Annotated in this window: 14 protein-coding genes and 1 pseudogene; 6 read left to right on the top strand and 9 right to left on the bottom strand. The window is 54.5% G+C overall.

Annotated elements, in window-relative coordinates; genetic code table 11:
* Window positions 1-2 precede the first annotated feature (2 nt).
* Window positions 3-476: an Lrp/AsnC family transcriptional regulator gene (locus tag ABWP27_RS00460; protein ID WP_353152285.1), complete on the bottom strand. Its 474-nt coding sequence runs from the start codon at window positions 474-476 to the stop codon at window positions 3-5.
* A 147-nt stretch (window positions 477-623) separates the two neighbouring features.
* On the opposite strand from ABWP27_RS00460, the gene glmS reads away from it, so the two are divergent.
* Both glmS and ABWP27_RS00470 read left to right on the top strand, forming a co-directional pair.
* Complete coding sequence (gene glmS, locus ABWP27_RS00465; RefSeq protein ID WP_353152287.1) at window positions 624-2,441, top strand: glutamine--fructose-6-phosphate transaminase (isomerizing); 1,818 nt, start codon at window positions 624-626, stop codon at window positions 2,439-2,441.
* 453 nt (window positions 2,442-2,894) lie between these two features.
* Window positions 2,895-3,632 (top strand): head GIN domain-containing protein, encoded by a 738-nt coding sequence (locus tag ABWP27_RS00470; protein WP_353152289.1) that lies wholly within the window; start codon window positions 2,895-2,897, stop codon window positions 3,630-3,632.
* A gap of 408 nt (window positions 3,633-4,040) precedes the next feature.
* On the opposite strand, the gene ABWP27_RS00475 is transcribed toward ABWP27_RS00470, so the two are convergent.
* From ABWP27_RS00475 to ABWP27_RS00500, 6 genes are all read right to left on the bottom strand, one after another.
* On the bottom strand, window positions 4,041-4,478 hold the full coding sequence (locus tag ABWP27_RS00475; RefSeq protein WP_353152291.1) for a universal stress protein: 438 nt from the start codon (window positions 4,476-4,478) through the stop codon (window positions 4,041-4,043).
* Between the two features lie 345 nt (window positions 4,479-4,823).
* Window positions 4,824-5,543 carry an ABC transporter ATP-binding protein gene (locus ABWP27_RS00480; protein WP_353152314.1) on the bottom strand — a complete coding sequence of 240 codons (720 nt, stop codon included), beginning with the start codon at window positions 5,541-5,543 and terminating at the stop codon, window positions 4,824-4,826.
* Window positions 5,544-5,596: 53 nt separating this feature from the next.
* Window positions 5,597-6,331 carry an ABC transporter ATP-binding protein gene (locus ABWP27_RS00485; RefSeq protein ID WP_353152292.1) on the bottom strand — a complete coding sequence of 245 codons (735 nt, stop codon included), beginning with the start codon at window positions 6,329-6,331 and terminating at the stop codon, window positions 5,597-5,599.
* A complete protein-coding gene (locus ABWP27_RS00490) occupies window positions 6,328-7,275 on the bottom strand; it encodes a branched-chain amino acid ABC transporter permease (RefSeq protein WP_353152294.1) in 948 nt (315 codons plus the stop codon). The genes ABWP27_RS00485 and ABWP27_RS00490 overlap by 4 nt, the downstream gene beginning before the upstream one ends.
* Window positions 7,272-8,135: a branched-chain amino acid ABC transporter permease gene (locus ABWP27_RS00495; RefSeq protein ID WP_353152296.1), complete on the bottom strand. Its 864-nt coding sequence runs from the start codon at window positions 8,133-8,135 to the stop codon at window positions 7,272-7,274. Before ABWP27_RS00495 ends, ABWP27_RS00490 begins: the two co-directional genes overlap by 4 nt.
* Window positions 8,136-8,147: 12 nt before the next feature.
* Window positions 8,148-9,359, bottom strand: a complete 1,212-nt coding sequence (locus ABWP27_RS00500) for an amino acid ABC transporter substrate-binding protein (protein WP_353152298.1) — start codon at window positions 9,357-9,359, stop codon at window positions 8,148-8,150.
* A 243-nt stretch (window positions 9,360-9,602) separates the two neighbouring features.
* Here ABWP27_RS00500 and ABWP27_RS00505 point away from each other — a divergent pair, with 243 nt between their 5' ends.
* The 3 genes from ABWP27_RS00505 to hpxZ are packed head-to-tail and all read left to right on the top strand — an operon-like array spanning window position 9,603 to window position 11,316.
* Window positions 9,603-10,673, top strand: coding sequence for a tartrate dehydrogenase (locus ABWP27_RS00505; protein ID WP_353152300.1), 1,071 nt, complete (start codon window positions 9,603-9,605; stop codon window positions 10,671-10,673).
* 42 nt (window positions 10,674-10,715) lie between these two features.
* A complete protein-coding gene (locus ABWP27_RS00510; RefSeq protein ID WP_353152302.1) occupies window positions 10,716-10,943 on the top strand; it encodes a hypothetical protein in 228 nt (75 codons plus the stop codon).
* Window positions 10,933-11,316, top strand: coding sequence for an oxalurate catabolism protein HpxZ (gene hpxZ, locus ABWP27_RS00515; RefSeq protein ID WP_353152304.1), 384 nt, complete (start codon window positions 10,933-10,935; stop codon window positions 11,314-11,316). The genes ABWP27_RS00510 and hpxZ overlap by 11 nt, the downstream gene beginning before the upstream one ends.
* 58 nt (window positions 11,317-11,374) lie before the next feature.
* Here the strand turns inward: hpxZ and ABWP27_RS00520 are convergent, their stop codons facing one another.
* Window positions 11,375-12,121 (bottom strand): AraC family transcriptional regulator, encoded by a 747-nt coding sequence (locus ABWP27_RS00520; RefSeq protein ID WP_353152306.1) that lies wholly within the window; start codon window positions 12,119-12,121, stop codon window positions 11,375-11,377.
* A 120-nt stretch (window positions 12,122-12,241) separates the two neighbouring features.
* Here ABWP27_RS00520 and ABWP27_RS00525 point away from each other — a divergent pair, with 120 nt between their 5' ends.
* Window positions 12,242-13,411 carry an MFS transporter gene (locus tag ABWP27_RS00525; RefSeq protein WP_353152308.1) on the top strand — a complete coding sequence of 390 codons (1,170 nt, stop codon included), beginning with the start codon at window positions 12,242-12,244 and terminating at the stop codon, window positions 13,409-13,411.
* Between the two features lie 607 nt (window positions 13,412-14,018).
* Here ABWP27_RS00525 and ABWP27_RS00530 read toward each other — a convergent pair.
* A pseudogene (locus ABWP27_RS00530) lies at window positions 14,019-14,305 on the bottom strand (MocR-like pyridoxine biosynthesis transcription factor PdxR); the annotation flags it as partial.

Below are 14,305 nucleotides of genomic sequence, written 5' to 3' on the forward strand. Positions count from 1 at the left end.
GTTCACACCGCGATCCGCGTCTCGAACTTGCTGCGATGGATGGAAAAAAAACTTTTCACGTTGCGCACATTTGCATGCGAGGCAAACAGGCGATGCACCAGTGCGTTATACGCCGGCATATCCGCCACCTGAATCATCAATACAAAGTCCGGACCGGGCGAGACGCGATAGCATTGCAGGATCGCGCTTTCGGCCGCGACCAGAACTTCAAATTCCACCTGCCGTTCGGCGGCCTGATTATCCAGGGTGATTTCGACGATAGCCGTCAGCCCTGCACCTATCTTTTGCGGCGAAACAATCGCAACCTGACGTTCGATCACGCCGGCATCGACCAAGCGCTTGACGCGGCGCAGGCAGGTAGGCGGCGATGCATGCACAGCCAGCGCCAGATCGTTGTTGGTTTGCGATGAATCGGCCTGCAGCGCATTCAAAATACGTCGATCCAGTTCATCCAGTACTATTTTGTCGTCGCTCATATGAAAAATATTTATTAAAATTTGAAATTTAATTTCACTTAATCAATTAAGAGAAATAATAAGCCATTTATTTCAATATTTAGAAAACTTATTTCATAAATCCTCATCTAGACTGTCTGGCTTATACAAATCACCCCGAGGTAAACCATGTGCGGTATCGTCGGCGCAGTCGCGCAACGCAATATCACTCCCATCCTGCTTGAAGGCCTGAAACGTCTTGAATATCGCGGCTACGATTCCTGCGGTATCGCCTTGCATGTCGATGGTCAGTTGAAACGCGCGCGCAGCACCGAACGCGTGGCAGAACTCGAACAGCAGATAGCAAGCACGCATCTGTCCGGCTTCACCGGCATCGCCCACACGCGCTGGGCCACGCATGGCGCACCGGCATCGCACAATGCGCATCCGCATTTTTCACGTGACCGCATCGCCCTCGTGCACAACGGCATCATCGAAAACCACGACGAACTGCGGGATGAACTGAAAGCGCTGGGTTACGCGTTTGAAAGCCAGACCGATACCGAAGTCATCGCGCATCTGGTCGATCATTTATATACCGGTGATTTGTTTGAAACCGTACAACTTGCCACCAAACGCCTGACCGGTGCCTTTGCGATTGCCGTCTTCAGTCGCGACGAGCCGCATCGCGTGGTCGGCGCACGCCGCGGTTCGCCGCTGATCGTCGGCATAGGCAATGGCGAAAACTTCGTCGCCTCCGATGCACTGGCATTGGCCGGCACCACCGATCAAATCATTTACCTTGAAGAAGGCGACGTCGTCGACCTGCAATTGCAGCGCGCATGGATCGTCGATGCCGACGGCAAGCAGGTGCAGCGCGAAGTCAAAACCGTACACGCCCACACCGGCGCAGTCGAACTCGGCCCGTATCGCCATTACATGCAGAAGGAAATCTTCGAGCAGCCGCGCGCCATCGCCGACACACTGGAAGGCATCAGCGCAATTACTCCGGATATTTTTGGCGACCAGGCATTTGCCACATTCAGAAAAATCGACTCGGTTCTGATCCTCGCCTGCGGCACCAGCTACTACTCCGGCATGACCGCCAAATACTGGATAGAAGCCATCGCCGGCGTGACCTGCAATGTGGAAATCGCCAGCGAATATCGCTACCGCGACAGCGTGCCGAACCCGAACACCCTGGTCGTCACTATTTCGCAAAGCGGTGAAACCGCCGACACGCTGGCCGCGTTGCGCCACGCACAATCACAAGGCATGCTGCACACGCTGACGATCTGCAATGCTGCCACCAGTGCGATGGTACGTGAGTGTGCACTAGCCTACATCACGCGCGCCGGGGTCGAAGTCGGCGTCGCCTCGACCAAGGCCTTCACCACGCAACTGGCTGCGCTATTCCTGTTGACGCTGGCGCTGGCGCAAGTCAAAGGCCGTCTGAGCGACGAGCAGGAAGCGACCTACCTGAAACAAATGCGTCACCTGCCGGTCGCCATCAGCGCCGTGCTCGCACTGGAACCGCAAATCATTGCGTGGGCAGAAGCGTTCGCGCGCAAGGAAAATGCCCTCTTCCTCGGACGCGGCCTGCACTACCCGATTGCGCTGGAAGGCGCGTTGAAGCTGAAAGAGATTTCATACATACACGCCGAAGCATACCCGGCCGGTGAACTCAAGCACGGCCCGCTGGCACTCGTCACGGAAGAAATGCCGGTCGTTACCGTTGCGCCTAACGATCCGATGATCGAAAAACTGAAATCGAATATGCAGGAAGTGCGCGCACGCGGCGGCGAGTTGTATGTCTTCGCCGATGGTGATTCGCGCATTACTTCGGGTGAAGGCCTGCACGTGATTCGCCTGCCTGAACACTACGGCGCCTTGTCGCCGATTTTGCATGTAGTGCCGCTGCAGTTACTGGCATATCACACGGCACTGGCGCGCGGCACCGACGTCGACAAGCCACGCAATCTTGCCAAATCCGTGACGGTTGAATAAGCAACCAATCCTGAAGAGCCGCTATTTCATAAAAATAACGTCGTAAATTTTTTATTAATGTAATAAACATTGCTGGCCGCTCATTGAGCGGCCTTTTTTTTAAGGGACGCTTCCAGATTCAAGGCCTCTGTTGGTGCTTTGGATGATGTGTTTTCGCCTTTGTTATCAGGCATGAAAAATTGCGCCATTTGGAACCCGCATGGATGTATGGTTATGTTTTCGACTTACATAATTGTTAGACATTGAACGACCTTTCGTTGACGGATTCGTGCCTGATGTTGTCGCCTGGAACAACACCTGATTTAGGGTGATCTTCGCGGTTCAGACAAAGCGGCATGCACTAGCTGATGTCGCCGAACGATGAGGCCATCGCCGCTGCTGAGACTGCTTTGCTACTACACAAGCTGTTGGGCAAAGCAAATTGGGCTAGCGGTCACTCCAGAAAGGGCAGAAATGAACAACATATCAATCGTTGGAAGCTTACTCACTATCGTGACCCTGTCATGCGAAGCGGCTGGCAATTCGACCGCTACGGTACACGGCTCGGCCGGGAGCAATGGAAACAGCGTGGTGATTGTGAACGGGAACAATGTATCCAGCGCTGGTGAGAGCGTCATCGGTCAAGGGCCGATCAAGGAAGAAGTGAGACCTGTAGCCAGGTTTAATGCGGTAAAGATCGAGGGACCTGTCGACGTCACATACACGATCTCGACGACGCCGTCCGTGCGCCTGCTGGCGCAGGGAAACATCTTGCCATTGATCACTGTTGAAGTAGTGGCAGGCCAGCTCGTTCTGGCAATGAATGGCTCATTCTCGACCAGCGCTCCTATACGTGCCTTGGTCTCGGGGCCGTCGCCAGTGGCCGTCGGGATTAACGGATCAGGAAGCTTTGTCGGCGCAGGGCTTGCGGGCGCGGCGCTGCAGCTCCGGATTGCGGGGTCCGGAAACATCAAAGCGTCGGGATCGGTGGATGCGGTCAATGTTGTCGTGGCGGGATCCGGGGACATCGATATTGTCGACATAAAAGCGAAGTCAGCAGATATCCAGATCAAAGGCTCAGGTGATGTGCACGCCTATGCCTCGCAATCCGCCAGGGTAGCGCTCTCTGGATCCGGCGACGTCCGCATTAAGGGGGCTCCGCTAAAACGCAATGTCGAACGCGCAGGAAGCGGGGATGTAATTTTTGAGTAGGTACACCGACGCATCGCATTCTGATAAATGCGTGCCGGCCAAGGTTGACCTGACCGAGGATTTTCAGACCAAAGCAATCCAGGAATAAGCGCTGCTAAAACGGCGAGTTTTCGGCTTTAACTGATCAGGATTGCAGCGCATCAAAGACTGAAACAAAAAATGGCTAGAACAATCATTGTCCTAGCCATTTTTTATGAGCACTGCAGTCGGGAAAAGCGTAAGCGCCGGTGCTTGTTGCCTTGCATCGAAAACTGACTCGCATGTAGAACACACTCCTACTTACCAATGTGAGTAGGAGACTGGAGTGATCGACATGGCATTAGCTGGAATTATTCGACGCTGGCACCTTCTTCGTGAGCAGATCTGATTGAAGGAGATCTCCAAACGATAAGGTATCTGTCGACATACTCACCGATACACCAGCACAGGTATTTTGCTATGTGCAAGGACCTTTTGCGTTTCACTGCCGATCAGAACCCCCTGAATACCCTTGCGACCATGCGATGCCATCGTTATCAAGTCACATTGGTTATCTTCTGCAGCTTTAATGATCGCCTCATAGGGATGATCACTTGTTAGATGGAGCAATGCTGCTGTTACACCGGCTTCTTTTGCTTTGTCGCTGATCACGCCCAGAAATTTGTCTGCCTGAGCCAAACCGTATTTCGCAAAATCTCCACTACTATCTGACAGCATTTCAGCCTGCCATGTGAAGGTATGGTATTCCGGTATGACATACAAACCGGTCACTTTGGCGCCTAGAGTCTTGGCGAGCGATATGCTCTTCTGAATGGCGATTTCAGACAGAGGAGAACCATCGGTCGGAAGTAGGATGTGTTTGAACATTTTTATTCTCCTGCTGTTATTGTTTTTTCAGTCTAGGATTTCTTTGCATTTTTTCAATACGAGAGTTTATTTTCCAATCGTTCATTGCTGATCCGCAACAAAAAACTCCTGCGTTTAAAACACAATCCGACTTGTCAGGATGAGCAGGAATTGAGGTGGCCGACATACCTTGAAACAAAGGTACATCGATTTGTGTGCACTGGAATTTGAAGGGGCGTATAGCCGTGCAACAACCTTTTCCATGCAGCGGAAACTGCACCAATTCGATAAGTCAATTTTGCGAACAACCCAACAACTTCAGATGAATGTGCTGAGTGCTGAAAAATCTTGCAGCAACGCGTACCGCTAAACGCCCAGATAAGCGCGCTGTACCGCTGGGTCATCAATCAGCACCCTGGCGAGGCCTTCATGCACAATGCGACCGGTTTCCATCACGTAACCGCGATCGGCACCTGACAAGGCTAGTTGCACATCCTGCTCAACCAGCAGCACCGTCACGCCATCGTGCTGTATCGCGGCCAGCATATCCATCAGCTGATCTACCACTACCGGCGCCAGGCCGAGGCTCATTTCATCGATCATCATCAGCACAGGCTTGGCCATCAGCGCACGCGCCATCGCACACATCTGCTGTTCGCCGCCCGACATATTGCCGGCCAGTTGCCGTCGCCGCTCTGCCAGACGCGGGAACAAGGTATACATGCGTTCCAGATCGCGCATCAGTTCCACTTTGTCGCGACGCTTGTAGCTTCCCATCAGCAGATTATCCTGCACCGACATCCGATCGAATAGCTGACGCCCCTCCGGCACCTGCACCAGACCGAGAGCAAATACCTGATCCGGCGTCATGTTCACCAGTTCGCGTCCGCTCAACTGGATGCTGCCGCTACAGGCCAGCATGCGCGACAGCGCTCGCAGCAAGGTCGTCTTGCCGGCGCCGTTGCTGCCGACCAGGGCGACCATTTCTGCCGGATAAACTTCCAGTGCAATGTCATGCAGCACCGGCATTTCGCCATAACCGGCGGACAGCCCTTCGACTTTCAGCAAAGGCGCGCGATGCTGCATCGCGTGCTTTTCATCACGCGATTCATCATGCAAGCCATCTTGCAGCACGCTGCTCATTCGCGCTTCCTTCCCAGATACGCCTGGATCACTGCCGGATTCGACAGCACCACATCCGGCGTGCCTTCAGCGATTTTTTCACCGTGATGCAGCACCAGTAAACGATCGGACAGACTTTTGATGGCCTTGATCACATGCTCGATTACCAGAATGCTGATGCCTTGCTCACGCACCTTGCGAATGACTTCGATCACTTCCTCAATCTCGACATGGTTCAGGCCGGCCATCACTTCGTCGCACAATAAAACTTTCGGCTGCATCGCCAGCGCTTTCGCCAACTCCAGACGCTTGCGTCCCGGGCCGCCGAGTTCATCTGCGCGCTGATCGACATTTCGCCCCAAACCAACGAAATCGAGACAGGCCCGCGCCTGTTCACGTGCCAGCCCCAGTTTTGCCTGTCCGCCGCCGCGCCCGAACAAGGCACCAACCGCAACATTGTCCAGTACCGACAAACCCGGAAACGGCCGCATGATCTGAAAAGTGCGGCCTATGCCCAATCGTGCCCGGCGATATGCAGGCACAGCAGTAATCGATTCACCCTGAAACAGTACATCACCGGAACTGGGCGCCAGCGTGCCACTGATCAGGCTGACCAGCGTGGTCTTGCCGGCACCGTTGGGGCCTATCAAGCCCAAAATTTCACCCTGCTGCAACGAAAAGTCGACCTCATTGACGGCCACCAGACCGGCAAAGCGTCTGGTTACATGGCGAACTTCGAGTAGCGTGCTCATAGTCGGTGCGATCGGATGTTTTCAATGAAATAGCGCCAGCCGACCTTGCGAAAACGCCGCAGCATGTCAGCCAGGCCACGCGGCATCAACACCACTGCGACGACAATCACAATGCCGAAGAACAAGCCGGCAATGCTGGTCACTTCACTCGACAGGATTTCTGAAATGGCCGACAGCGACAAGGCGCCGACGATAGGTCCGAAAATTGTCCCCGCGCCACCGAACACGGCCATGATGATCATCTTGACGTTGAGGCTGATATCGAATGCGCTCACCGGATCGAGGAAAGTGATCCAGTAAGTGTGTATGCCACCGGCCAGCGCACTGAATACACCCGACAACGCGAACGCCAATACCTTGTACAAGGTGGTGTTGACGCCCATCACGGCGGCGCCTTCTTCGTTTTCGCGTATCGCGATCAGGCCGAAACCGAAGCGACTGCGCGTCAGCCAGAAAATTGTCAGCGTCGTAATCACCAGCAAACCCAGCGACAATTCGTAAAACAGGGGATCGTTATTCAGCGGCGGCAACACCAGGCCGATATTCTGGCCGGCCACACTGATGTTGGAGACGATGGCCGTCATCACCTGCGACAGGGCCAGCGTCGCAATCGCGAAATAGTGGCCACGCAAACGCAGTACCGGCAAACCAAGCAGCACCGCGAATATCACCGCCAGTACCACACCGAACACCATGCCGACGCCAAACGGCAAATGCCATTGCACCATCGCGATCGCCACGCCATAACTGCCCAGGCCGTAGAACACGGAATTGCCGAACGAAGCGTAACCGGCATAACCGCCGATGATATTCCAGCCCTGCGCCAGCACCGCCAGCAACAAGGCGTTGATGCCGAACTGCACCAGCACGTCAGAACCAAACCAGGGGACGCCAGCCAGAATTACCAGCGCAATCACGATCAATGCGATGCGCAATCCTCTCACGCAGTTCTCCCCAGCAGGCCGCTAGGACGCACAATCAGCACCAGCACCAGAATGCCGAAACTGGCGACATCCGAATAGGTCGGGCCAATGTAAAGTGCAGTCAGCGATTCCACTATCCCCAGAAACAGGCCGCCAACCAGCACGCCAAGCGGATTGTCGAGACCGCCGATAATCGCAATCGCAAACGACTTGGCGGTCAGCGTGGCGCCGATGTAGGGATTGATCTGCGACACGGTGCCATACAGTCCGCCGGCAGCACCGGCCAGCGCCAGTCCGATGGCAAACGTGGTGGCATACAGATGACGTGGTTCAACGCCGTACAGGCGCGCCGCCAAAAGATTTTGTGCGGTCGCACGAATCGCCATCCCGAGCCGCGTATGCAGCAGAAACAACCACATGCCCACCGTCAGTACGATCGCAACGCCAAACGCGGCCAGGCGCACCACCGGCACCACCACCGGCCCCCATTGCAGGCTGCTGCCGGCATAGGGCGGATTGATGGTGCGGAAATCTGCCGAGAACATGATTTGCGCCAGATACGTCAACACCACTTCCAGCCCGAATGTGATCAGCAGGGTATTGAACATCGGCGCGCGTATCACCAGATTCAGCAGGCCGCGCTGCAACGCATAGCCGAACGCATACATGATCAGTGCCGTGATCGGCAAGCCGACAAATGGATCGATATGCAGATAAGTGTAGAGATACCAGGAAGCGTAGGCGCCCAGCATGATGAACGCGCCGTGCGCCAGATTGACGATGTTCAGCACGCCCCACACCAGCGCCAGGCCGAGCGCCATCACGGCATAGAGTCCGCCTAACAGTACCCCGTTAATGAGGATTTGCGCGAGCAGATCCATAGAGACCTGCCCTTACCGACGCGCATTCCAGGCCGACATCGGATATTTCGGCTGCTTGACGAAACCCTTGGCGTTATAGACCTCGACCAGATCATTGCCCTGTACCTGAATGACCACTTGCGGCAAATCTATCTGTCCATTCTGATTGAAGGCAATCGGGCCATACAGGCTGTCGAACTTCACCTTCGTCAGCGCATCGCGCACCTTCTGCGGATCCATGCTGTTGGCATCTTCCATCGCCTGCACCAATGCTTCCACATCGGCTGCACCGGACGCAGCATGGTAATCAGGGTCGTAGCCATATTTGGCCTTGTATTCCTTCGCGAACTTCTCGGCATCGCCGAACCAGCGATCTTTCAGCAATGGCGATGGCAGCCACGCCGTCATGCCGAATGCGTAATCAGCATCCGCACCAAGCGCCTTGCGGAAATCCTCACTCGGTACGCCTACGGTAAATGAATACATCTTGGGCGCCACCGCCAGACTCTTGGCTTGTCGCACGAAATTCAGGATTTCGGTTTCATGTCCGGCAACCAGAACGGCGTCGACATTTTTGCTTTTGATTTGCGACAGCAGGGAATTGAAGTCCGTTGCGTTCGTACTGTAGCGTTCATCCATCACGACATCAAAACCGGCCTGCTTCAGTTTCGGCCGCGTGCCGTCCGCCACCGATACGTCGAAGGCATCATCGGCATACAGCAACGCCACTGTTTTCGGCACCGGCTTGAGCGCTTTCAGCATGTCTATCGTGCTGCCGAAATAATTGCTGGCGGGTGCCAGGGTGCCGAATATATATTTGAATTGACGCGTAAAGATCTGATCGGAAGCACCGCCGCCCTGCACCATCGGCACTTTATATTTCTCCGACACCGCGGAATCGGCCAATGCGAAATTGCTGGCGAACGGTCCGAGCAGAAGATTGACCTTGTCCTGCGAGATCAATTGCGTGTACTGGCGCACGCTCAAATTGACGTCGGACTGATTGTCATACAGCTTCAGCGCCAACCGGTGCGACTGGCCTCCGATCTTGGCACCGCCGGCAGCATTGATCTTGTCGATCGCGATTTGATAGGCATCGCGGTAATAGCGTCCGGTATTGGCAACCGGCCCGGTCAACTGCACCGATGCGCCGAGCACCACGTCCTGCGCAAGGGCCGCGACAGGCGTCGCGAAGAGTAAGGAAATCAGTAGCGTTGAGAAAAAGCGAAAAGATGTGAGTAACATGGGTTACCTTCTTTCTTGTGCAATTCAAATTGCTGCAGGAAAATCAGATTAGGTCTAGATATCCCATCAGTCAAGGTAGATTTCATATACTTGTTTTGATGACAGTTCTATGCGATCAATGATGCATCTACAGAGATGCCCTCGCTTCAATGTGTCAGGATGAATACAATGATCAGCACCATCGGCCCTGAATAACGACCCTTCAAGTAGTTTAAATTTTAAATCCCTAATCTTTAATTACACATGAACCCATCATTCAAAATCGCGATCATCCCCGGCGACGGCATCGGCAAAGAAGTCATCCCTGAAGGCTTGCGCGTGCTTGATGTCGCGGCAAAGCGCTTCGACATACGCCTCGAATACAAGCACATAGCCTGGGCCAGTTGCGACTACTACGCGCAAACCGGGAAGATGATGCCCGACGACTGGAAGCAGCAACTGCAGGATTGCGATGCCATTTATTTCGGCGCGGTCGGCTGGCCGGCCACTGTGCCGGATCATGTTTCTCTCTGGGGCTCGTTGCTGAAGTTTCGGCGTGAATTCGATCAGTATGTCAATTTACGGCCAGTGCGATTGTTCGAAGGCGTGCCTTGCCCGCTCGCCAATCGCAAGCCTGGCGATATCGATTTCTATGTGATACGCGAAAACACCGAAGGCGAATACACCGCAATCGGCGGCATCATGTACGAAGGAACCGAGCGCGAACTCGTGCTGCAGCAATCGGCATTTTCACGCAGGGGCACCGACCGTATATTGAAATATGCATTCGAGCTGGCGCAAAGCCGTGCACGACGGCGTCTGACGGTCGCCACCAAATCCAACGGCATCGCCATCAGCATGCCGTGGTGGGATTCCCGCGCAGACAACATGGCCAAAGATTATCCGGACATCACAGTAGATAAACAGCATATCGATATCCTTGCCGCACGTTTCGTCCTGCAACCGGATCGCTTCGATGTCGTCGTCGCATCCAATCTGTTCGGCGATATCCTGTCCGACCTCGGCCCTGCATGCACCGGAACGATGGGTTTGGCGCCATCGGCCAACCTGAATCCGGAACGCAGCTTCCCGTCCCTGTTCGAGCCGGTGCACGGTTCCGCGCCTGACATTTACGGCCAGAACATCGCCAACCCGATCGCGATGATCTGGTCTGGCGCACTGATGCTGGATTTTCTTGGTCAGCGCGCAGCACACGATGCGATACTCGACGCCATCAAGCACGTCCTGGCACATGGCCCGCGCACTCCCGATCTGGGCGGCAATGCAAAAACTGCAGACATCGGCATGGCCATTGCCGCGGCTGTCGCTGGCTAGCTCGCGGCGAGATGAAGATACAAGGAACAAGAGACAAACCGCATGGACCAAGATAATTTAATCGAACGCTTAACCATTCTGGAATATGCGATCAGGCAGTCGATGACTGTACGGGAAGATCAGGATGAACCTGCGAATCCCGAGCACAAGGACGAGGCGGAACGCTATGGCATGTCGCTTGATAGCGCCGTGACAAAAGGTGATCTCCTCAACGCTGTGCAAACTCTGGTGCGCGCCAAGCAGAAAGAGAACATTCAACATGGAGCATGAAATCAATTTGCCTGACGTCGTTGCCGAAGTGACTGCTGCATTCATGCGTTATGAAGCAGCGTTAACGAGCAATGATGTCGCAGTGCTGGATGAATTATTCTGGAACCATCCTTCGACGCTGCGTTACGGGGTCGGAGAAAATCTTCTCGGTTACGAAGCGATACGCGCGTTTCGACTGGCACGTCCATCGAAGGGATTGGAACGTGACTTGATGAATACCGTCATCACCACCTACGGTCGCGACTATGCGACTGCCAATACCGAGTTCACACGTAAGGGCGAAACACGCATCGGTCGTCAAAGCCATACCTGGCTGCGACTGCCGCAAGGTTGGCGCATCGTCGCGGCGCATGTGTCGTTGATGTCTGCATAAAAATTGCCCGCGAATATTTCGTTCCGGGCTATTGCACAAGCCTTGTGCAACGCTTCCATCAATCCTTCCCACCCGACCTCCGTATCATCTCGCTAGGCGTCATCCCCATGATCTGCCGAAACGCATGACCGAATGCGGCAACGCTGCTGAAGCCCAGCTGCGCGGAGATTTGTTTGATTGACGCAGGCCCGCTGCCAAGTGCTTCAACCGCAGCCATGATGCGTGCACGTTGCCGCCATTCCTTGAATGTCAGATTGGTTTCTGCAGGAAACAGCCGCGTGATCGTGCGCGCCGATGCGCCGACAGTGTGTGCAAATATTTCCAGTTCGCGGTTGCTGGCGGGATCGGCCAGGATCATGTCGGCGACGCGACGCGCGCGCGGATCGGTGGGCAAAGGCATGAAGGTCGCCGCATCTTCATCCTCTGCAAGCTCGAACAATGCAAGTTCGATCAGCAAATCAATGCGTTTGGGATGCGAGTTCTGCTTGAATGCTGCGAGGATCGCTTCGCGCAACAGCGGCCCCACTGCGACCACGAACTCGTGTGCCAATCGTGGCGCTTCAGGATGTTTTGCCAGCCAATCCGCAGGAACCAGCAGCGCACGCATTTCGATATCGGCCAGCACATCAACCGCATGCTCGATCCCGGGCGGCAGCCAGACTGCACGTGCGGGTGGCACCAGCCACCTGCCTTTGGGTGTCGTCACCTGCATGATGCCGCTGGAGGCAAACAGCAGTTGCGCCTCGCGATGCACGTGCAATCCCAGGTGAGTGCCGCGCGGATAAGACGTGGCGCCAATAATCATTTATTCCCCTCCGCATTCCAAAAGCGCATCCAAATTTGGCGTGTAAGCGATATTGGTTGTCCGCCAGTCGATGAACAGTCAGATTAACCTAAGCGCACTCTTTTTGAAAAGGTTCTGTTTGTGAACAATCCCCGCACCGTTATCGCCTACATCAACGTCGCTCACTTCATCGATCACTACGCCATGCTGGTCTTCGCGGCGGCGGTCATCGTGATGGCACCGGTCTTCGACATGACTTACTCAGATTTGCTGCCTTATGCGACACCCGGCTTTGTCGCGTTCGGTGCCGGTTCGCTGCTCACGGGATGGCTGGGCGACCGCTGGAGCCGGCGTCACATGATGGTGATTTTCTTTATCGGCATCGGCCTGGCAATGATGTCCGTGGGACTGACGCAGACACCGCAACAGCTCAGCATTGCACTGCTTGCCGTCGGTCTGTTCGCCGCGATCTACCATCCGGTCGGCACTGCGATGCTGGTTGCGCATGCCGAAAAACTCGGGCGCGAAGTCGGTATCAATGGCGTGTGGGGCAATCTTGGCGTGGCGTCATCAGCACTGGTGACAGGCGCAGTCTGTGAATATATCGGCTGGCGCTGGGCATTTGTGTTGCCGGGGCTGGCAGCAATCGCGATCGGGGGTTTCTTCGCAGGCAAAGTGAAACATGAAGCGCGCGGCGTTCGCAAAGCCGCCAATCACACAGTTGCACGCGTATCGAAAGAGGCAATGTGGCGCGTCATCGCCGCACTCGTCATCACCATCATCGCCAGCTCCACGACTTTTAATGCGCTGACCGTAGCCTTGCCGAAATTATTTGCTGAACGCCTGTCTGATCTGACCACCAATACTGCGCTGCTCGGTGTCATCGCTGCAGGCACGTATGTGTTCGGCGCATTCGCGCAGTACACCATCGGTCACCTGCTCGACAAGCATTCGCTCAAGATAGTGTTCCTGCCACTCGCATTGATACTCGCGCCGCTGCTTTTTTTCGGTGCCGCCTTGTCCGGCGTTCCGCTGGTACTTGTCTGCATCGGCATCATCATCGGCGTCTTTGGACAAGTGACAGTCAATGACGCGATGCTGGGAAAATACACCAGCGACGAATGGCGATCCCGCGCTTATTCAGTTCGCTACTTCCTCGGATTTACTGCTGCCGGCGCATCAGTCGGGCTGGTTGCATTACTGCACGAACGCGGTGGATTTACCTTGATGCTGCAAGCATTGGGAGCATTGTGCGTACTGATTATTTTTGCCGCGATTGCATTTCCACATGAAGATCGTTCGCCGACATAAGCATCTATTCGGAGCAGACACTATTTAACGCCGGCTCGATCAAAAAGCAAAAGGGTTACGTAAAAACGTAACCCTTTTTGTTTGAGTGGGCTTGAGCAAATCACGAACGGCGCCAATCATGCCCAGGCTACGCTACCAGTTCATCAAGTCCTGTTTATCTTCCTGGTTCAAGCCATTGCATACGTCTACATTGGCAAACCATTCCTTGAACATTTTGCTGAAGTCGATATAGAAGGAGATGATAGTCATGGTCATGATAGCCTCGCGATAAATTGTGCATGAAGCACTGTGATTAACGAAATGAAAGCACCGGGCCAAATCATCATCGGAAAAACACAGCCGCACGGCCCGCCATATCAGAGGCTGGCTACATGCTTTAGTTCATCGTCGCGCACCATCATCCCTCGTCATTCTTCACGTCATGATTCCGCGAAGAAAACGATTTGAGTAGCAATTCAATTCAAAGAAGAAAGAAAGTGAAAGAGTGCATCGGGGATCATTTCACATTCACCGAAATATTCAGTGAAGACAAGGTGAAATTCTGATCGAGATATTCAACAAGTTGCGATGAGAAAACAAATGCATCCGAAAAATCACACTGTCCGTTTTATGACAGCGCCCTTTTAAGTTTCATCGCAATACGCCTCGCATCTTTCTCATCAATCACGTTGGCAAAGCCCAGCAGCAAACCCTGCTGCGGTTTCGCATTGATGTACCAGCGCGACAAGGCATGCATGGCCAAACCTTCCTCGCGTGCGCGCTCTGCCAGCATGACGTCATCTTCGTGATCGGCGAGCCTGGCCAGCATGTGCAAACCGCCCGGTCGCAAATTGATGCATATGCGATCACCCAATACCTCCTGAAATACGCGCTGCGTGACCGCACGACGTTCCG

The organism is Herminiimonas fonticola (assembly GCF_040395855.1).
Taxonomy (GTDB): Bacteria; Pseudomonadota; Gammaproteobacteria; order Burkholderiales; family Burkholderiaceae_D; genus Oxalicibacterium; species Oxalicibacterium fonticola_A.